Annotated in this window: 13 protein-coding genes; 3 read left to right on the forward strand and 10 right to left on the reverse strand. The window is 64.0% G+C overall.

Translation table 11 applies throughout. The features are described 5' to 3' along the window. From VEK15_25755 to had, 10 genes are all read right to left on the reverse strand, one after another. On the reverse strand, positions 1-521 hold a 521-nt coding region (locus VEK15_25755), incomplete at its 3' end, for an aminotransferase class III-fold pyridoxal phosphate-dependent enzyme (protein ID HXV64131.1). Positions 522-709: 188 nt separating this feature from the next. After that, on the reverse strand, positions 710-1918 hold the full coding sequence (locus VEK15_25760; GenBank protein HXV64132.1) for an alginate export family protein: 1209 nt from the start codon (positions 1916-1918) through the stop codon (positions 710-712). A 6-nt stretch (positions 1919-1924) separates the two neighbouring features. Next, positions 1925-2470 carry a GNAT family N-acetyltransferase gene (locus VEK15_25765; protein HXV64133.1) on the reverse strand — a complete coding sequence of 182 codons (546 nt, stop codon included), beginning with the start codon at positions 2468-2470 and terminating at the stop codon, positions 1925-1927. Between the two features lie 14 nt (positions 2471-2484). Beyond that, positions 2485-3351: a benzoyl-CoA reductase subunit D gene (bcrD, locus tag VEK15_25770; protein ID HXV64134.1), complete on the reverse strand. Its 867-nt coding sequence runs from the start codon at positions 3349-3351 to the stop codon at positions 2485-2487. Next, the gene (locus tag VEK15_25775; GenBank protein HXV64135.1) at positions 3344-4639 is read right to left on the reverse strand and encodes a BadF/BadG/BcrA/BcrD ATPase family protein; all 1296 of its coding nucleotides are present in this window, start codon (positions 4637-4639) and stop codon (positions 3344-3346) included. The genes bcrD and VEK15_25775 overlap by 8 nt, the downstream gene beginning before the upstream one ends. Further along, positions 4636-5922, reverse strand: coding sequence for a benzoyl-CoA reductase subunit B (gene bcrB / locus VEK15_25780; protein HXV64136.1), 1287 nt, complete (start codon positions 5920-5922; stop codon positions 4636-4638). Before bcrB ends, VEK15_25775 begins: the two co-directional genes overlap by 4 nt. Next, positions 5919-7109: a benzoyl-CoA reductase subunit C gene (bcrC, locus tag VEK15_25785; GenBank protein ID HXV64137.1), complete on the reverse strand. Its 1191-nt coding sequence runs from the start codon at positions 7107-7109 to the stop codon at positions 5919-5921. Before bcrC ends, bcrB begins: the two co-directional genes overlap by 4 nt. After that, positions 7106-7882, reverse strand: a complete 777-nt coding sequence (locus VEK15_25790) for an enoyl-CoA hydratase/isomerase family protein (protein ID HXV64138.1) — start codon at positions 7880-7882, stop codon at positions 7106-7108. The genes bcrC and VEK15_25790 overlap by 4 nt, the downstream gene beginning before the upstream one ends. A 5-nt stretch (positions 7883-7887) precedes the next feature. Next, positions 7888-8985 carry a 6-oxocyclohex-1-ene-1-carbonyl-CoA hydratase gene (gene oah / locus VEK15_25795; protein ID HXV64139.1) on the reverse strand — a complete coding sequence of 366 codons (1098 nt, stop codon included), beginning with the start codon at positions 8983-8985 and terminating at the stop codon, positions 7888-7890. Then, positions 8986-10059, reverse strand: a complete 1074-nt coding sequence (had, locus tag VEK15_25800; GenBank protein ID HXV64140.1) for a 6-hydroxycyclohex-1-ene-1-carbonyl-CoA dehydrogenase — start codon at positions 10057-10059, stop codon at positions 8986-8988. It lies immediately after the preceding gene. A gap of 424 nt (positions 10060-10483) precedes the next feature. On the opposite strand from had, the gene hemH reads away from it, so the two are divergent. The 3 genes from hemH to VEK15_25815 form a co-directional block, all read left to right on the forward strand. Beyond that, positions 10484-11383: a ferrochelatase gene (hemH, locus tag VEK15_25805; GenBank protein ID HXV64141.1), complete on the forward strand. Its 900-nt coding sequence runs from the start codon at positions 10484-10486 to the stop codon at positions 11381-11383. After that, the gene (hemN, locus tag VEK15_25810; protein HXV64142.1) at positions 11380-12783 is read left to right on the forward strand and encodes an oxygen-independent coproporphyrinogen III oxidase; all 1404 of its coding nucleotides are present in this window, start codon (positions 11380-11382) and stop codon (positions 12781-12783) included. The genes hemH and hemN overlap by 4 nt, the downstream gene beginning before the upstream one ends. 13 nt (positions 12784-12796) lie before the next feature. After that, positions 12797-12981 (forward strand): NAD(P)-binding protein (locus tag VEK15_25815; protein HXV64143.1); only part of this gene is annotated, 185 nt, incomplete at its 3' end.

Consider the following 12981-nt stretch of genomic DNA (forward strand, 5'->3'; position numbering starts at 1 on the left):
CCGAAGTGCGCTCGCTGCGCCACCTTGCTGGACGTGAGGCTCATCGCACCGTAAGAGCGGCCGTGAAATGCGCCCTTGAAAGCGATCAGGGCGGGTCGCCGCGTCGCCGAGCGGACCAGCTTGATAGCTCCCTCGACGGCCTCGGTTCCGGAGTTCGTGAGGAAGACCCTCTTCTTGCTCTTGCCGGGCGCGAGCTGGGCCAACCGTTCGAGCAGAACCGACATCGGCTCGGAGAAGAAATCCGTCCCACAAAGATGCTGGAACTTTCCTGCGGCATCCTGGATCGCAGAGACCACTCTGGGATGTGCCCAGCCGGTCGAGGCGACCGCGATGCCGGCCATGAAGTCGAGGTAGCGGTTGCCGTCCGCGTCCTCGAGCATGGCGCCTCGCCCGCGGGACACCACGAGCGGATATGCCTTGATGTAGGAAGTCGAAGACCACTCCTGGTCCTTCTCGACCACCTTGCGGCTCTTGGGCCCGGGCGGAGCCACGACGATATGCGGATAGTCACGTGCGGACATCGATTTAATACTCTGCTCACGCCATAAACGGCATCACGTAGCTCATCGCCTTGGTCCAATCATATGAGGCTAAACTTCCCGCCGCGCTCGACGACTCTCGCCGGTGTCATGGTAATGGCGAGCTTCTCGAGGTTGCAACTCGAGAAGCGAAGCCGCCTGACAAGCCGGGCCTGCTCAACCGGTGACCGTCAGAAGCCGTATTCCGTCCAGAACCAGATCTTGCTGGTGTCGGTCGAGAAGCCGTCCTCGCGGTAGAGCGCGAGCTTGGCGCCGAAGCTCTGGCGCCACGACGTGGGATAAATCGCTTGCGCGTCCCACTCCGTGCCATAGGAGCCTTGACCCGTGTCGGCTGCGAAATCGTGATAGACGACGAGCCAGGACAACGGGCCCGCCTTGCCGTCCAAGCTCACATACCAGTCGACCACTCCGTCAGCCGGCGTCGTGGTGAATTTGTCGGCCCAGCCATTGAATAGGTGAACGGTAGCGAGAGGCGTCTGGAATGCACCTGTCTCGGGCGAGCCGCCCAGGAGCTCGCGTCCAACCCTGACGTTCACGTCCCCGGGGAACCCTACGCCGCCAATCAAGTGCAGGTAGTCGGCGCTTACCTCAACCGGATTGTCGGCGAAGTCCGACTGCCAGGCATACTGCGCCTGAAAGTGCAGACGGTACTTCTGGGCGATGGGTTTCGTTCCCGAGAGCTTTCCCCCGTAACTCTGGCTCGAGAGTCCGCTGTCGGGGAGCGCGTCGTAGTCGAGAAGGTAGAGGTACAGCTCGAGCGAGACTTCGGGATCGAGCCTCACCAGGCCGTTGAGGAGATGAGAGCTCATCTCCTTCTCGGCGCCGGTAATCTGAACGACCTTGTCGGCGAAGGCGTAGGAGATCGTCGCGCGACCGAAGGTACGGTTCGAGAGATTGATTGCGTCGAACGTCTGGTGGTTCTGCCGCCAGCCGACGTTTCCGATGAACCGGTGATCTCCGTAGATAATCTCACGCCGGCCGAAGTCGAACGCGGTTTCGAGCGCGTCGAGCCTCAGGTACACCTGCTGCATCCGCGTCTGGCTCGGGTCCGCGACCGCGGGACGATCGGTTACGCCGTTCGCGAGGTCACCGGCGCCGCGGTTGTCGAAAAGGTCCTCGCCGATGCTCGCGACGTTCTGCGCTTCGAGAAAGGCGCTGAACCCTTTGAAAGGGAGGGTTCGGTAGGAAAGCGTCGTCCGCAGGGTCGAGGCATAGGCGTTCTTCTCGAAAGGGACTTCATCGACGATCTCGTAGCGGTACCGTAACGAGATCGCCGGATCACCTTTGGCCAGAGCGTCTTTCAGTGTTTCGGCTTTCTTCTCCTGGGCCGCGAGTGGGAAGGACACACCGAGGGCAAACAAGACGGCGAGAAGACGCATGAGGGCTCATCCTTTGAGGCTGAACGGCGGGTGACGATTCGAAGCCGACCGTCGATCGCTGCTCCACGTGGCGCTGCCGGGACCGGCTACCATGAGGTCGAGGTCCAGACACAGGCGCCCAGCGGGCACGAAGCCCTCGCGGCTGAAGAAAGCGAGAAGGTCAGTGTCCTTCCAGCTCACCTCGGTTTCGAGCGTGCGGATGCCGAGTCCGAGGAGGTTCGTCCGAAGCTGATCGATGAGAGCGGTGCCTACGCCGCGGCGCCGAAAGTCGGGATGGACGCCCAGGGTATCGAGGACGGCGGCGGGCTCGAGGCTCCCGAACTCTCCGTAATAGACGCGGGCGAGAAGATACCCGGCGAAATTACCGTCGATCTCGGCTCCCAAGGAGATTTGAACGCCCGTGTCGGAGAGCGCCTGGCGCAGTTTCAGCTTGAAGTACTCTTCACGCCTTCGGCCCGTAGCCTTCTCGTCCACGCGGATCACCGCTTCGAGATCCTCGGGCAGGAGGCGCCTTACCACGACGCCCAGTGTATCTTCGTTTTCCGTCGTCATCGTTTTCTCGTCTCTCACGCGGACAGGGAGACGCCTTTTTCTGCCAGTTTTCGGTAGCGGAAGGCGCCCCAGATGGCCGCCCCGAGCGCGCCTGCCAGAACCGACAGGGGGTGAGCCCGGACCTCGACACCGACATTCTGCTCTGCCGCCGCTTCTCGCATCGCTTGCAGGAGGCCGACATCTGCCGCGAGCCCTCCGGTGACCATCACGACCCCGCTCGCCCGGGTGGACGTGATGAGGCGCAGGTATCGTCCGGCCATGGACTGATGAATGCCCTTGATGATGTTGGGCACGGTGATGCCCCTCGAGACCATGTTGATGACGTCGGTCTCGGCCAGCACGGCGCAGATCGACGAGCAGGCCTCGGGGTCGTCGGCCTGTAGCGACAGGGGTCCGATCTCCTCGAGCGTCACGCCCAGGTAGCGGCCGATGTTCTCGAGGAACTGCCCCGAGCCCGATGCGCACTGGCTCGTCATGCGGTAGCCGAGCACCTTGGCGCGCTCATCCATCAGGATGGCCCGGGTGTGGAGCGCCCCGATGTCGACGGCGGCTCGCGCTTCGGGATCAAGATGCAGGGCCCCGCGCGCGTGGGCCGTCATGCCGTAGAAGTGCCCGGTGCGGAAGGGGACGAGCTCACCCTCCCCCGTAGTCGCGATGTAGTCGAGCTCTTCCCGCGAAAGCCCCGCGTCCTCGATCGTTCCTTGGAAGAGCTCTTGAAGCACCGTGAGAGGGTGGCGCTTTCGAATACGCTCCACGCCGTGGGCGAGGAGACGCAGCTCGCCACCGTTCGTCTCTTCTTCCACGACGGCCACTTTGATGGCGGACGAGCCCACATCGATGCCGCCGCACCGCACCGCGGGTCCGCCTTTCTTCTCAGGCATCGAAACGCTCCACCGCGCGGAGGGCAAAGAGCGCGGCTCCCAGGGCACCGGTGTAGATCGATTCGGGCGAGATGTTGACCGTCACCTCACCGTAGTTCTCGAAGACGAGCTTTCGAAGCGCTTCCACCGCGGCGGGGTTCCGGGCGACGCCTCCGGTGAAAGTGAATTGATCGGTGACGCCACCCGAGCGGGCGAGAAGCGACATCGCTCTCAGTATGATGGCGCGATGGAGACCGGCGAGAATGTCCTCGCGCTTTTCTCCGAGCGACAGCCTCTCGCGGAGCTCGGCGCCGGCGAAGACGGTGCAAGTGGAGTTGATACGGACCGGACGTTGCGAGCGCGACGCGAGCGGTCCGAGCTCGTGGAGGCCAAGATTCATCTCGTCGGCGATGTAGCCGAGGTAGCGACCGCATCCCGCGGCGCACCGGTCGTTCATCTGGAACGATGTCACGATCCCATCGCCGTCGACCTGGATGGCCTTGGTGTCCTGGCCCCCGATGTCGAGCACCGTCCGAGTTGCGGGAAACATGGCGTGCGCCCCGAGCCCGTGGCAGAGGATCTCCGAGCGAATTCGTCCTTCGGGGAACGGGAGGCGGGCGCGCCCGTAACCCGTACCCACGCTCGCGAGCTGCCGGAGGGGGACACGGCTCACGCGCTCGAGAGCCGATACGAGCTCTCGAGGCGGAGATTCGATGCGCGCGAGCGCCGCGGCGGCATGGTCCTCGAACGTGCCCGCGGCGGAAGTCGCGTTCTCGACGTCGAGAATCGCCTTGTCGTAGAGGCCAACGAGCAAATCGAACGACAGCCCCGCCTCTCTCGCTTCGTCTTCGGCGTGGCGGAGATAGGCGCTTCCCGCGAGGTCGCGGAAGAAATCGCTCTTACGAGTGGCGCCCTCGGCAAAGAGAGCCACGGCCTCTTTCTCGATCGCGCCCAGGATCCGCTCGGTCACCGACGCGTAGTCCGCTCCGTGATCGAGCGCAGAGAGGACGCGCGCAATCTCCTCGCGGAGCACGCGGAGCTGGCCAAGGAACTGTTGGTAGCGGAAGCGGCCCTCGAGCTCGGAGAGACACTTTTCCTGTTCGTCCGCCGTCATGCCGGTTCCTACGAGCTCCGAAGCGATGCGGGAAAAGCGGGCGTTGATGAGCGCTTCGGCGAGCGCGATCTCACAGGCGGCGTCGTAGTTGCTTCGGCTGTTGGTGATGCCGCGGCCGAGGGTCCGTGCGCTTTCGTCCAGGATGACCGCCTTGGTGGTCGTCGATCCGAGATCGATACCCACGACGAAGTTCATGACGCTTCGCGCCTCCCGGCCTTCTTCTGCTCGAGCATCTGGAAGTAGGACTCGAGGCGGTTCTTGATGTTGGATGCGGAGAAGTAGCGAGGATCCACGAGATCGCTCTCCACGAACCCCCCCGGACGGCCCACCCTGCTCTCGACCTCACGGAGGATGTGGAGCTGTCCCGCGGAAAACGAGTTGCAGCTCTTGACGGAGTTGATGAGAAAGCCGTCCGCCCGGTACTCCTTCACGTAACGCTCGAGCATCCGGACGCGCTGGGGCAGGCTCAAGTTCGTGTAACAGCCGAGACAGTACTCGGCGAGCGACTCGAGCGGCCGTCGAGGATCGTGGCGAAAGCCGGTGTCGTAGACGCCGCCGACCTTGGTGTAAGTCGAAGCGACCACGACCGCGCCCTCGTCGGCGAACATCTTCCAGAACTCCCGGAAGTTCGTCCAGTTGGGCGGGCCTTCCACCACCACGCGGTAGCGTTCCTCCTTCATGTCCCCGTCCGGGGTGACGGGCCCCCTGTGCTCGCGGACGCGTTCGTCCACCTCGCGCCGGAGTGCTCGGTAGTAATCCACCGCCCCCTGGGTACCGCGGAACGCGCTGAAGATGGGGCCGATGTAGTAGACCCCGCCGAAATAGGCATCGATCGGTGAGGGCACGTTCTTCGCCGACTCCAATACCCACACGAGGTCGTCCTCGGCCTCCGCGGACAGGCCGAGACATTCCTTCAACCGCTTCTCGTCATAGGCCCGCCCGCTCACCCGCTCGAGGAGAGGAATGACTTTGCGCTCGAGCTGTTCGACCACGTAGTTGCGCATCGAGTCGGTGATCCTGCCCTCGGCTTGATAGGGCACGTGGAGCATGACGATGGGACAGTGGTACTCCTCCTTCAAGATCTCGAACCATTTCATGAAAGTGAAGCAGCCCGTATAGGACAAGAGGAGCACGTCGGGGTCGGGAAGCCTTTCACCGGTGGGGCCGACGTTTCCCGACTTCATCATTCCGACGTCGGACTTCACGTAGGTGCAGACGTCCTCGGAATGGCCGAGCTTCTCTGCGAGCGCGATATACTGCCGGCTCTTGCCCCTCATCGCCGATTGGAGGGCGTTAATCTCCGGCAGAACCGGTACGAGGTCGAAGCTCAAGAGGAGCTCGGTGAGGTTTCCGGGAACGAAGGTGTAAGCGGACTTCTCACCCGTCTCGGGAGATACGGCCAGCCGATGGAAGTGCTCCGCGATCATCTGCTTCTGTCGCAGCTGGCTCGAATCCTTGGAGACGTTCGCGTCCGTCATGAGACCTCACTCCAGAGTTTGATCGAATCGGCGAAGGTTCCCGCCTGCTCACGAATCACCTGGAACTGCCCTCCGTTCTCCGAGTACTTGAAAGCGGTCCAGGGGATGCCGCTCTCGTCGAGCGTGCGGCTCACCATGGGCTGGTCGAGAAGAGCGGGATCGCAGAAGCTGGGGGCGCCGAACAGAACGCCTTCGGCGCGGGCGTCGCGTACACGCTCCCGGAGCTCCCTGCCTTTTACGTCCTCGCCGATGTAGCGCGTGGGGCTCGAGACGGCATCCTCGAGAAATGCGACGACGAGGCAATCCATCGGGTCGCCCTTCGTGGAGAGATCGCGGTGCATGAAGCGGTGCACCTGGATGAAATCGTCGTCAACGATGTAACAGCCCGCGCGCTCGAGTGTTTTGATCAGGCCCAGAGGCGGCTGCTCGCAGAACGTCCCGGTGAAGACGACGCGCGCCTGGTCCATCGGCTTACGGTCGTCGGCGGCATCGACGAGCGCGCGGTAGGTTCTGAGAAGCTTCGTCGAGTCCTCGACGGGCATGACGACGCTCGCTCGGAGCACGGAGTAGAGCTCGCTCGTCGGGAGTTTCCAGGGCTCGTCGCGCCTTAGTCGATAGAGCTCCCGGACGAGGCCGCGGTTCTCGTTGTGGACGGCAATCGAGCGCCGGAGAGATTCCGGATCGTAGGCGCGGGCGCCCCGCGAGGCCAGATCCCGCGCGAGGGCCTCGAGCTCTTCGCGGTAGAAGACCCCTCCCACCTCGCGGTCGAAGTCCTGAGGCACGTCGAGGTAACGGACGAGCTTGTCGGGAAATTTCATCTTCCAGATCCCGGAAAGGTTCCGGATGACGTCGCAAATTGCGGGGAAGAGCATCCCATCGAGAACGTCGAGGCTCCCGTTCAGGCCGAGCTCGATCGTGCTCCGGGGGATGTGGCAGATATAGGACTGGTAGAAGGCGTCCCCCCGAATGATCTCGAGGTCGTCGCCTCCCCCGAGTATTCCGACGGGAAGAGCGCCCTGGGCGTGGAGGATCTCGCGGGGAACGTAGATCGGCATGTAGCCGATGGCGAGACCGCCCTTCTCACGCTTCCACTCGTGAACCGCCGGAAGCCGATAATCTCGATAGAGCGATTCGGCCTGGATCGCCAGCGCACCCGCCGACCTCGCCTCGAGAAAGCGTGAGCTCATGCGTTTCTCCATTGAGGCGGTCGCTTCTCGATGAACGCCTTCAGCCCCTCCACCGCGTCTTCGGTCTCCATGAGCTCGTCGAGATAGACGCGCTCGAGGGCGCGAAGCTCTTCGTCGAGCCGGGCCCGGACGCCGAAGCGCGCGGCCTTCACGGCGTAGCGCAGACTCGATGCCGAGCGATGCAGCAGATGCTCCCGAGCGTAGTGCAAGGCGGCCGCCTCGGGATCCTGGGAGAGCGCGTCGACGAGCCCCATCCGGAGCGCTTCGTCGGAAGCGACGATCCGTCCGCTCAGGCAGAGATCCTCGGCATTCGCTCGACCGATACGCTCGGAGAGCAGCATCGACGCGATTGGGGCAAAGACGCCGAGGACGATCTCGGGCTGGCCGAGCCTGGCGTCGGGTGAGGCGAACACGCGGTGACAGAAGCTCACGAGCTCGAGCCCGCCGCCGAGACAGTTTCCCCGAACGACGGCGAGACAGACGACGCCGCTGTCCACCATCGAGCGGAACAACTGATGAAACCGGGGGAGCATCTTCGTGACCTCGCCGGGAAGGTGCTCGTGGACGCTCGCACCGAACGAGAAGTGAGCGCCTTCACCCCGGATCCTGACGGCCCGTAAATCGGGGGACGTGCGCGCCTTCTCGAATAGCGCGATCCACTGCTCGATGAGCGCGAGATCGAGAATGTTGCCCTTCGTGCCTCCGAAAACGACGTCCCAAAGGGCACCGTGCTCGAGCGGCTCGACTCCGAGGAACGCTTTCGTCGCTTCCATGAGCTTCAAGCCCTTCCGTGTGCTCGGGCGAGGATTTCCTCGGTCAGCTCCTCCGACCAGGTTGCCCCCTCCGCGAGCCGGCGTCTCAGAAGAAGGAAGTCCGCTTCGCGGCACGCCTTCGTGCCCTCGTGAAAGGCGCGAAAGCCCGCCCGTCCCTCGGTCGTCATGTTGAGCGCGAGCCACGCCCGGCTCGACTCTTTGTTACGGTCCCAATGCTCGAGCTTGTGCTTGCGCACGCTCTCGAGCGTCTTCGTGAGACATCCCGGCATCGTCATCGCGAGCTTGTAGACCAGGCTTCGTATTTCCGCGTCCAGAGGCGCGAGGTTCACCGTCCCGCTCGCCATCTTTTCCTTCCCTTCCTCGCGCGCCGCTCCCGTCTTCGGCTCCCCGTAGACGATCGACCCCCGCTCGTCTACCCAGCGATCGGTCACCACCAATGGATTCGGGGCGAAGCGTCCGTTGACCTCGAGAGAGGGAACGATCTTGGTCAGGAGCCCGAGCCGGTAGGCCTTGTGGGCGCTCCAATGCTCACAGAGGGTACAGCTCTCCATGGCCCGCTCGATCCCGACGAACAAAGGAAGGAAATCCGTGCTCCCGCCATCGGGGGCCGAGCCGTGCTTCGGGCCCGCCTGACCGAAGAGCGCCAGGTCCTGCGCCACGGAGAAATCGCACGCCATGCCGATCTCCTGCCCCCCCGCGATGCGCATCCCGTTCACCCGGCAGATGACGGGCTTGTCGCACATGAGGATCGCGCTCACCATGTCGTTGAACAGCCGCATGTACTGCCGGTACTCCTCGGGCCTCCCGGCGTAGTATTCGGCGTACTCCTTGGTATTGCCTCCGGTGCAGAAGGCGCGGTCGCCGCTTCCGGTGAAGACGACCGCCACCGCGGCGCGATCGTTCGAGGCGCGCCGCATACCGAGAATGACGCTCTTGACCATCTCCGTAGTGTAGGAGTTGAGCTGGGAAGGGTTGTCCAGGACGATGCGAACCGAGTGGAGTCCCGGAATCACTTTGCCCTCGGGATCGGTCAGTGACAATTCCTCGTAGAGGACGCCGGGACGTTCGGTGTCGCTTACGAGATCGTGGTTCTTGTGCTCCATTCAAACCTCCGGAACGAGAACCGGCCGGGTCTTGAGCTCGTGCGCCTCGAGCGCCTCGAAGGTCTCGTTGATGGTGCCGAGCGGGCGCTTGTCGACGAACGGTTCCACCGCAACCCGCCCCGAAAGCACGAGCTCGAGCACCTCGGGATAATGCTCCGGGGGGCATCCCCAGTTGCCCCGGGCGGTGGCGTCGAAGGCCATGAGGTTCGAAAGGCGAAGCTCGATCTTCTCGGGCGTATAGCCCACGACTCCCAGATAACTTCCCGGAACGAGCAGCGAGTATGCCGTCATCTGGCCCGAAGGCGAGCCCGAGGTCTCGAAGATCCGCCACCGCCAGCTCGGAATGTCATGCTCGCCCGCAAAGGCTCGAACACGATTCTTGACCTCGTTCGCCTCGATGGCGGCGGAGCCGATCGTCACGGACGCTCCGTAGCGGGAAAGGGCGTCGAGACGCTCATCGTCGACATCGACGGCCACGACCTCGGCGCCGAAGGCTTTGGCGATCTGAACGCCGAAGCCGCCGACTCCCCCGACTCCGACGAAAACCGCGAGGTCTCCCTCCCCGAGCCCACTCTGGCGCACGGCCTGGTACGGCGTCGACACCGCGTCGGCGATGACCGAAAGGCTCTGGAGATCGGCCCCTGACGGATTCTTGCCGGGATCCAGCAGATCGGGAACTCGGCACAGGCCGCGAGCAGGCACCGCCAGATGCGTCGCGAACCCCCCGTGGACGTCGTTTCCGGGGAAGACCTGGTGAGGGCAAACCGATGCACGGCCCGCCTTGCAGGCGGCGCACCGTCCACAGGGGATGACGGCGGGGACGATGACGTCTTTCGAAAGCCAGGATTCCGCGTCCGTTCCCGCCTCCACCACCCGGCCGCTGACCTCGTGACCGAGGCAAAGGGGTAGCGGGTGCCGCGTGCGAACGCCCCCGTAGACGAACCCGAGGTCGGTGTGGCAGACGCCACATCCCGCGACCTGGACGAGCACCTCGCCCCTCCCCGGTTGGACGTCACGCTCGAGGGGCACCATGGGCTTACCCGGCGCCTCGAACACCCAGGAAGTAATCCGCAATGGAACAAACCTCTCCTCTTCTAGTACTCAATGCCGTGGCGGGACCCGTAATCGATCGTGCCGCCACGGCTCGGCCTGCTTACGGCGCGGCGAGCGCGCCGGGCTCGCTCCGCTCGCGCAGGGTGGGCTGAGATTTCCATCACCCTGACTAGTGCGTGCAAGACGGGGACCACGTCTCGTCGCCGGTCTTTGCGGTCAGTTGCGTTCCGTTGTCTCGGTCCGGTGCCATCGAGCCGGGGTATTTGACCCAATTTGCGCGCTACGCCGCAGCGCGAATCGCGGTGACTTTCGTAAGGAGGACCTTGCCGTTGGGAGCGGCCGAAGCGGGACGACGCGCGTTGCCAGACGCTGAACGGACGCGAGATTGGTACAAAATCTGCACAATTCAATCGGACTGGGGAAGCAGGAGGTCCAGGAAAGGCGTATGCGTCGCGTCGTTCTCGTCAATCTCGGGACGACGAGCGCCCCGGAGCCCGACGCGGTGCGCGCGTTTCTCTCGGAGTTTCTCTCCGACCCGATGGTGGTCGACTACCCGACCTGGCTGTGGTCGCCGATTCTGAAGCGCATCCTCGCCTCGCGTCCTTCGAGAGTCGCCGAGCAGTACCGATCCATCTGGACGGACGAGGGCTCCCCGCTCCACATCGGCAGCCGCCGGATCGCCGAGGCGCTTTCTGCCGCGCTCGCGCGCGAGGTTCGGATCGCCTACCGCTACGGCGAGCCCTCGCTCGCGAGCACGCTCGACGATGGCTGCCTGGTAATCCCGCTCTTCCCGCAGCGGACGGGCGCCACGACCGGCACCATCGAGAAGCTCGTGGGGGAGAGGGCCACCGTCCGTTGCGTTCGGGCCGATGCTTCAGGCTACGTGGACGCTCAGGCCGATTTGTGGGAGCGAGCCGTCGGCGGGGACGCACCCGAGCACGTCGTCGTCTCTTTCCACGGAATACCGGCGCGCACCGATCGGGCGGAAGGCGGACGGTATCGACGCGATTGCGAAGCGACGTTCCGCGCCCTGCTGGGCCGAATCGGCTGGCCGGAGAACAAAGCGACCCTCGCCTTCCAGTCGCGCTTCGGACCCGAACCCTGGATCGGTCCGTCCACGGCGAAGACCCTCGAACGGCTCGCTCGCTCGGGGACTCGGAGCGTCGCGGTCATGACACCCGGCTTCGCGACGGAAGGGCTCGAGACCGTCGAGGAGATCGGCATTCGCGGGCGGAAGACGTTTCTCGATGCGGGAGGCGATCGATTCGTCCGCGTTCCCTGCATCGAAGCGCATCCAGCCTTCGTACGGGCTCTGGTAGAAGTCGTTCGCGAGGAGGAGGCATGAGCCACGGGATCCCGGCAGACAGGGATACGATCCGCCGCCTGGTCGACCAATACGATCGCCCGGGCCCGCGTTATACGAGCTATCCGACGGCGGTCGAGTTCTCGGAGTCGGTCGGCGTCGAGCTTTACGAAGAGAAGCTCCGGCAGGCGGACGCGCTCGGCGAAGCGCCGTTGTCGCTCTATATGCACCTTCCCTTCTGCGAAGAGCGGTGCCTCTTTTGCGGATGCCACGTTATCATTACCAAGCACCACGAGCGGGCCGAGCCCTACCTCGAGCTCCTAAAGCGAGAGATCGGCATGGTCGCCGAGAGGACGCCGAACCGGCGGAAGTTCGCACAGCTCCACCTCGGAGGGGGGACCCCGACGTACTTCGCGCCGCGCGATCTGAAAGCACTCGTGGAACGACTGCTGGAAAGCTACGAGCCCCTGCCACGATGCGAAATGGCTATCGAGGTCGACCCGCGCGTGACGACCCGCGAGCACATCGAGGTTCTGGCCAGCGTCGGATTCAACCGCATTTCGATGGGAGTTCAGGATTTTACGACCGAAGTCCAGGAGCGGATCCATCGCGTTCAAAGCCCGGGCCAGACCTGTGCCGTCGTCGAGCATGCCCGAGCGCACGGCTATTCCGGAATCAACGTCGACTTGATTTACGGCCTCCCCCTGCAAACACCGAAAACCTTCGAAGAAACGGTGGACCGCGTCATCGATCTCGGAGTCGATCGCGTCGCCTGCTACTCCTTCGCCTATGTGCCGTGGCTCCAGGGCCATCAGAACAAGCTCGACCCGAGCGAGCTTCCGTCCCGAGAGGTGAAGATGGAGCTCATCGCCATCGTTCGCGAGAAGCTCATCGCCGCGGGATTCGAGCCCATTGGCATGGACCACTTCGCGAGGCCCGACGACGAGCTCGCCGTTGCAAGGCGCGAAGGACGGCTCCGTCGCAACTTTCAGGGCTATGCCGTCATCCCCGGCGACGATGTACTGGCCTTCGGTATCTCCGCCATCGGGGACGTTCGCGGAGCGCTGGTCCAGAACGAGAAGAAGCTGAGCCGTTACCGCGAGGCGATCGAGCGAGGACGCCTTCCCGTGACTCGAGGTTTCGTCAGGACTCGGGACGATGTGATCCGCGCCGACGTCATCCACCGGCTGATGTGCAACTTCGTGATCGATATCCCCTCGGTCGAAAAGGCGTGGCACGTCGCGTTCTCGGACTACTTCCGGCCCGACCTCGAGCTTCTCGCGCCCCTCGTCGAGGAAGGGCTCGCGACCGTAGACGACCGCTCGATTCACGCCACGCCGGTAGGACAGCTCTTCGTCCGCAACCTCGCGATGTGCTTCGACCGATACATGCGCGAACGGCACGCGAACGAGAACAAACCGGTGTTCAGTCGCACCGTCTAGCTCCGCGAAAGCCATGAAACGCCTCGTCGTCGTGGGTGGAGGCATTTCGGGAACGGCAGCGGCTTTCACTGCAAGAAAATCGGCCGAGGCCCTCGGTCGACCGCTCGAGGTTCGCCTGCTCGAGCGCGAGCGCGAGATCGGAGGCAAGGCGAGAAGCCATCGCGAGAACGCCTGGCTCTTCGAGACCGGCCCAATCGG

Source organism: Vicinamibacteria bacterium (genome assembly GCA_035620555.1).
In the GTDB taxonomy this organism is placed as follows: Bacteria; Acidobacteriota; Vicinamibacteria; order Marinacidobacterales; family SMYC01; genus DASPGQ01.

What these genes read in the sequence shown, in the direction of transcription:
- VEK15_25760 (HXV64132.1), bottom strand. Translation starts at nt 1,918, where the DNA reads ATGCGTCTTCTCGCCGTCTTGTTTGCCCTCGGTGTGTCCTTCCCACTC.
- VEK15_25765 (HXV64133.1), bottom strand. Translation starts at nt 2,470, where the DNA reads ATGACGACGGAAAACGAAGATACACTGGGCGTCGTGGTAAGGCGCCTC.
- oah (HXV64139.1), bottom strand. Translation starts at nt 8,985, where the DNA reads ATGGAGCACAAGAACCACGATCTCGTAAGCGACACCGAACGTCCCGGC.
- bcrC (HXV64137.1), bottom strand. Translation starts at nt 7,109, where the DNA reads ATGAGCTCACGCTTTCTCGAGGCGAGGTCGGCGGGTGCGCTGGCGATC.
- VEK15_25775 (HXV64135.1), bottom strand. Translation starts at nt 4,639, where the DNA reads ATGAACTTCGTCGTGGGTATCGATCTCGGATCGACGACCACCAAGGCG.
- hemH (HXV64141.1), top strand. Translation starts at nt 10,484, where the DNA reads ATGCGTCGCGTCGTTCTCGTCAATCTCGGGACGACGAGCGCCCCGGAG.
- bcrD (HXV64134.1), bottom strand. Translation starts at nt 3,351, where the DNA reads ATGCCTGAGAAGAAAGGCGGACCCGCGGTGCGGTGCGGCGGCATCGAT.
- bcrB (HXV64136.1), bottom strand. Translation starts at nt 5,922, where the DNA reads ATGACGGACGCGAACGTCTCCAAGGATTCGAGCCAGCTGCGACAGAAG.
- VEK15_25790 (HXV64138.1), bottom strand. Translation starts at nt 7,882, where the DNA reads ATGGAAGCGACGAAAGCGTTCCTCGGAGTCGAGCCGCTCGAGCACGGT.
- hemN (HXV64142.1), top strand. Translation starts at nt 11,380, where the DNA reads ATGAGCCACGGGATCCCGGCAGACAGGGATACGATCCGCCGCCTGGTC.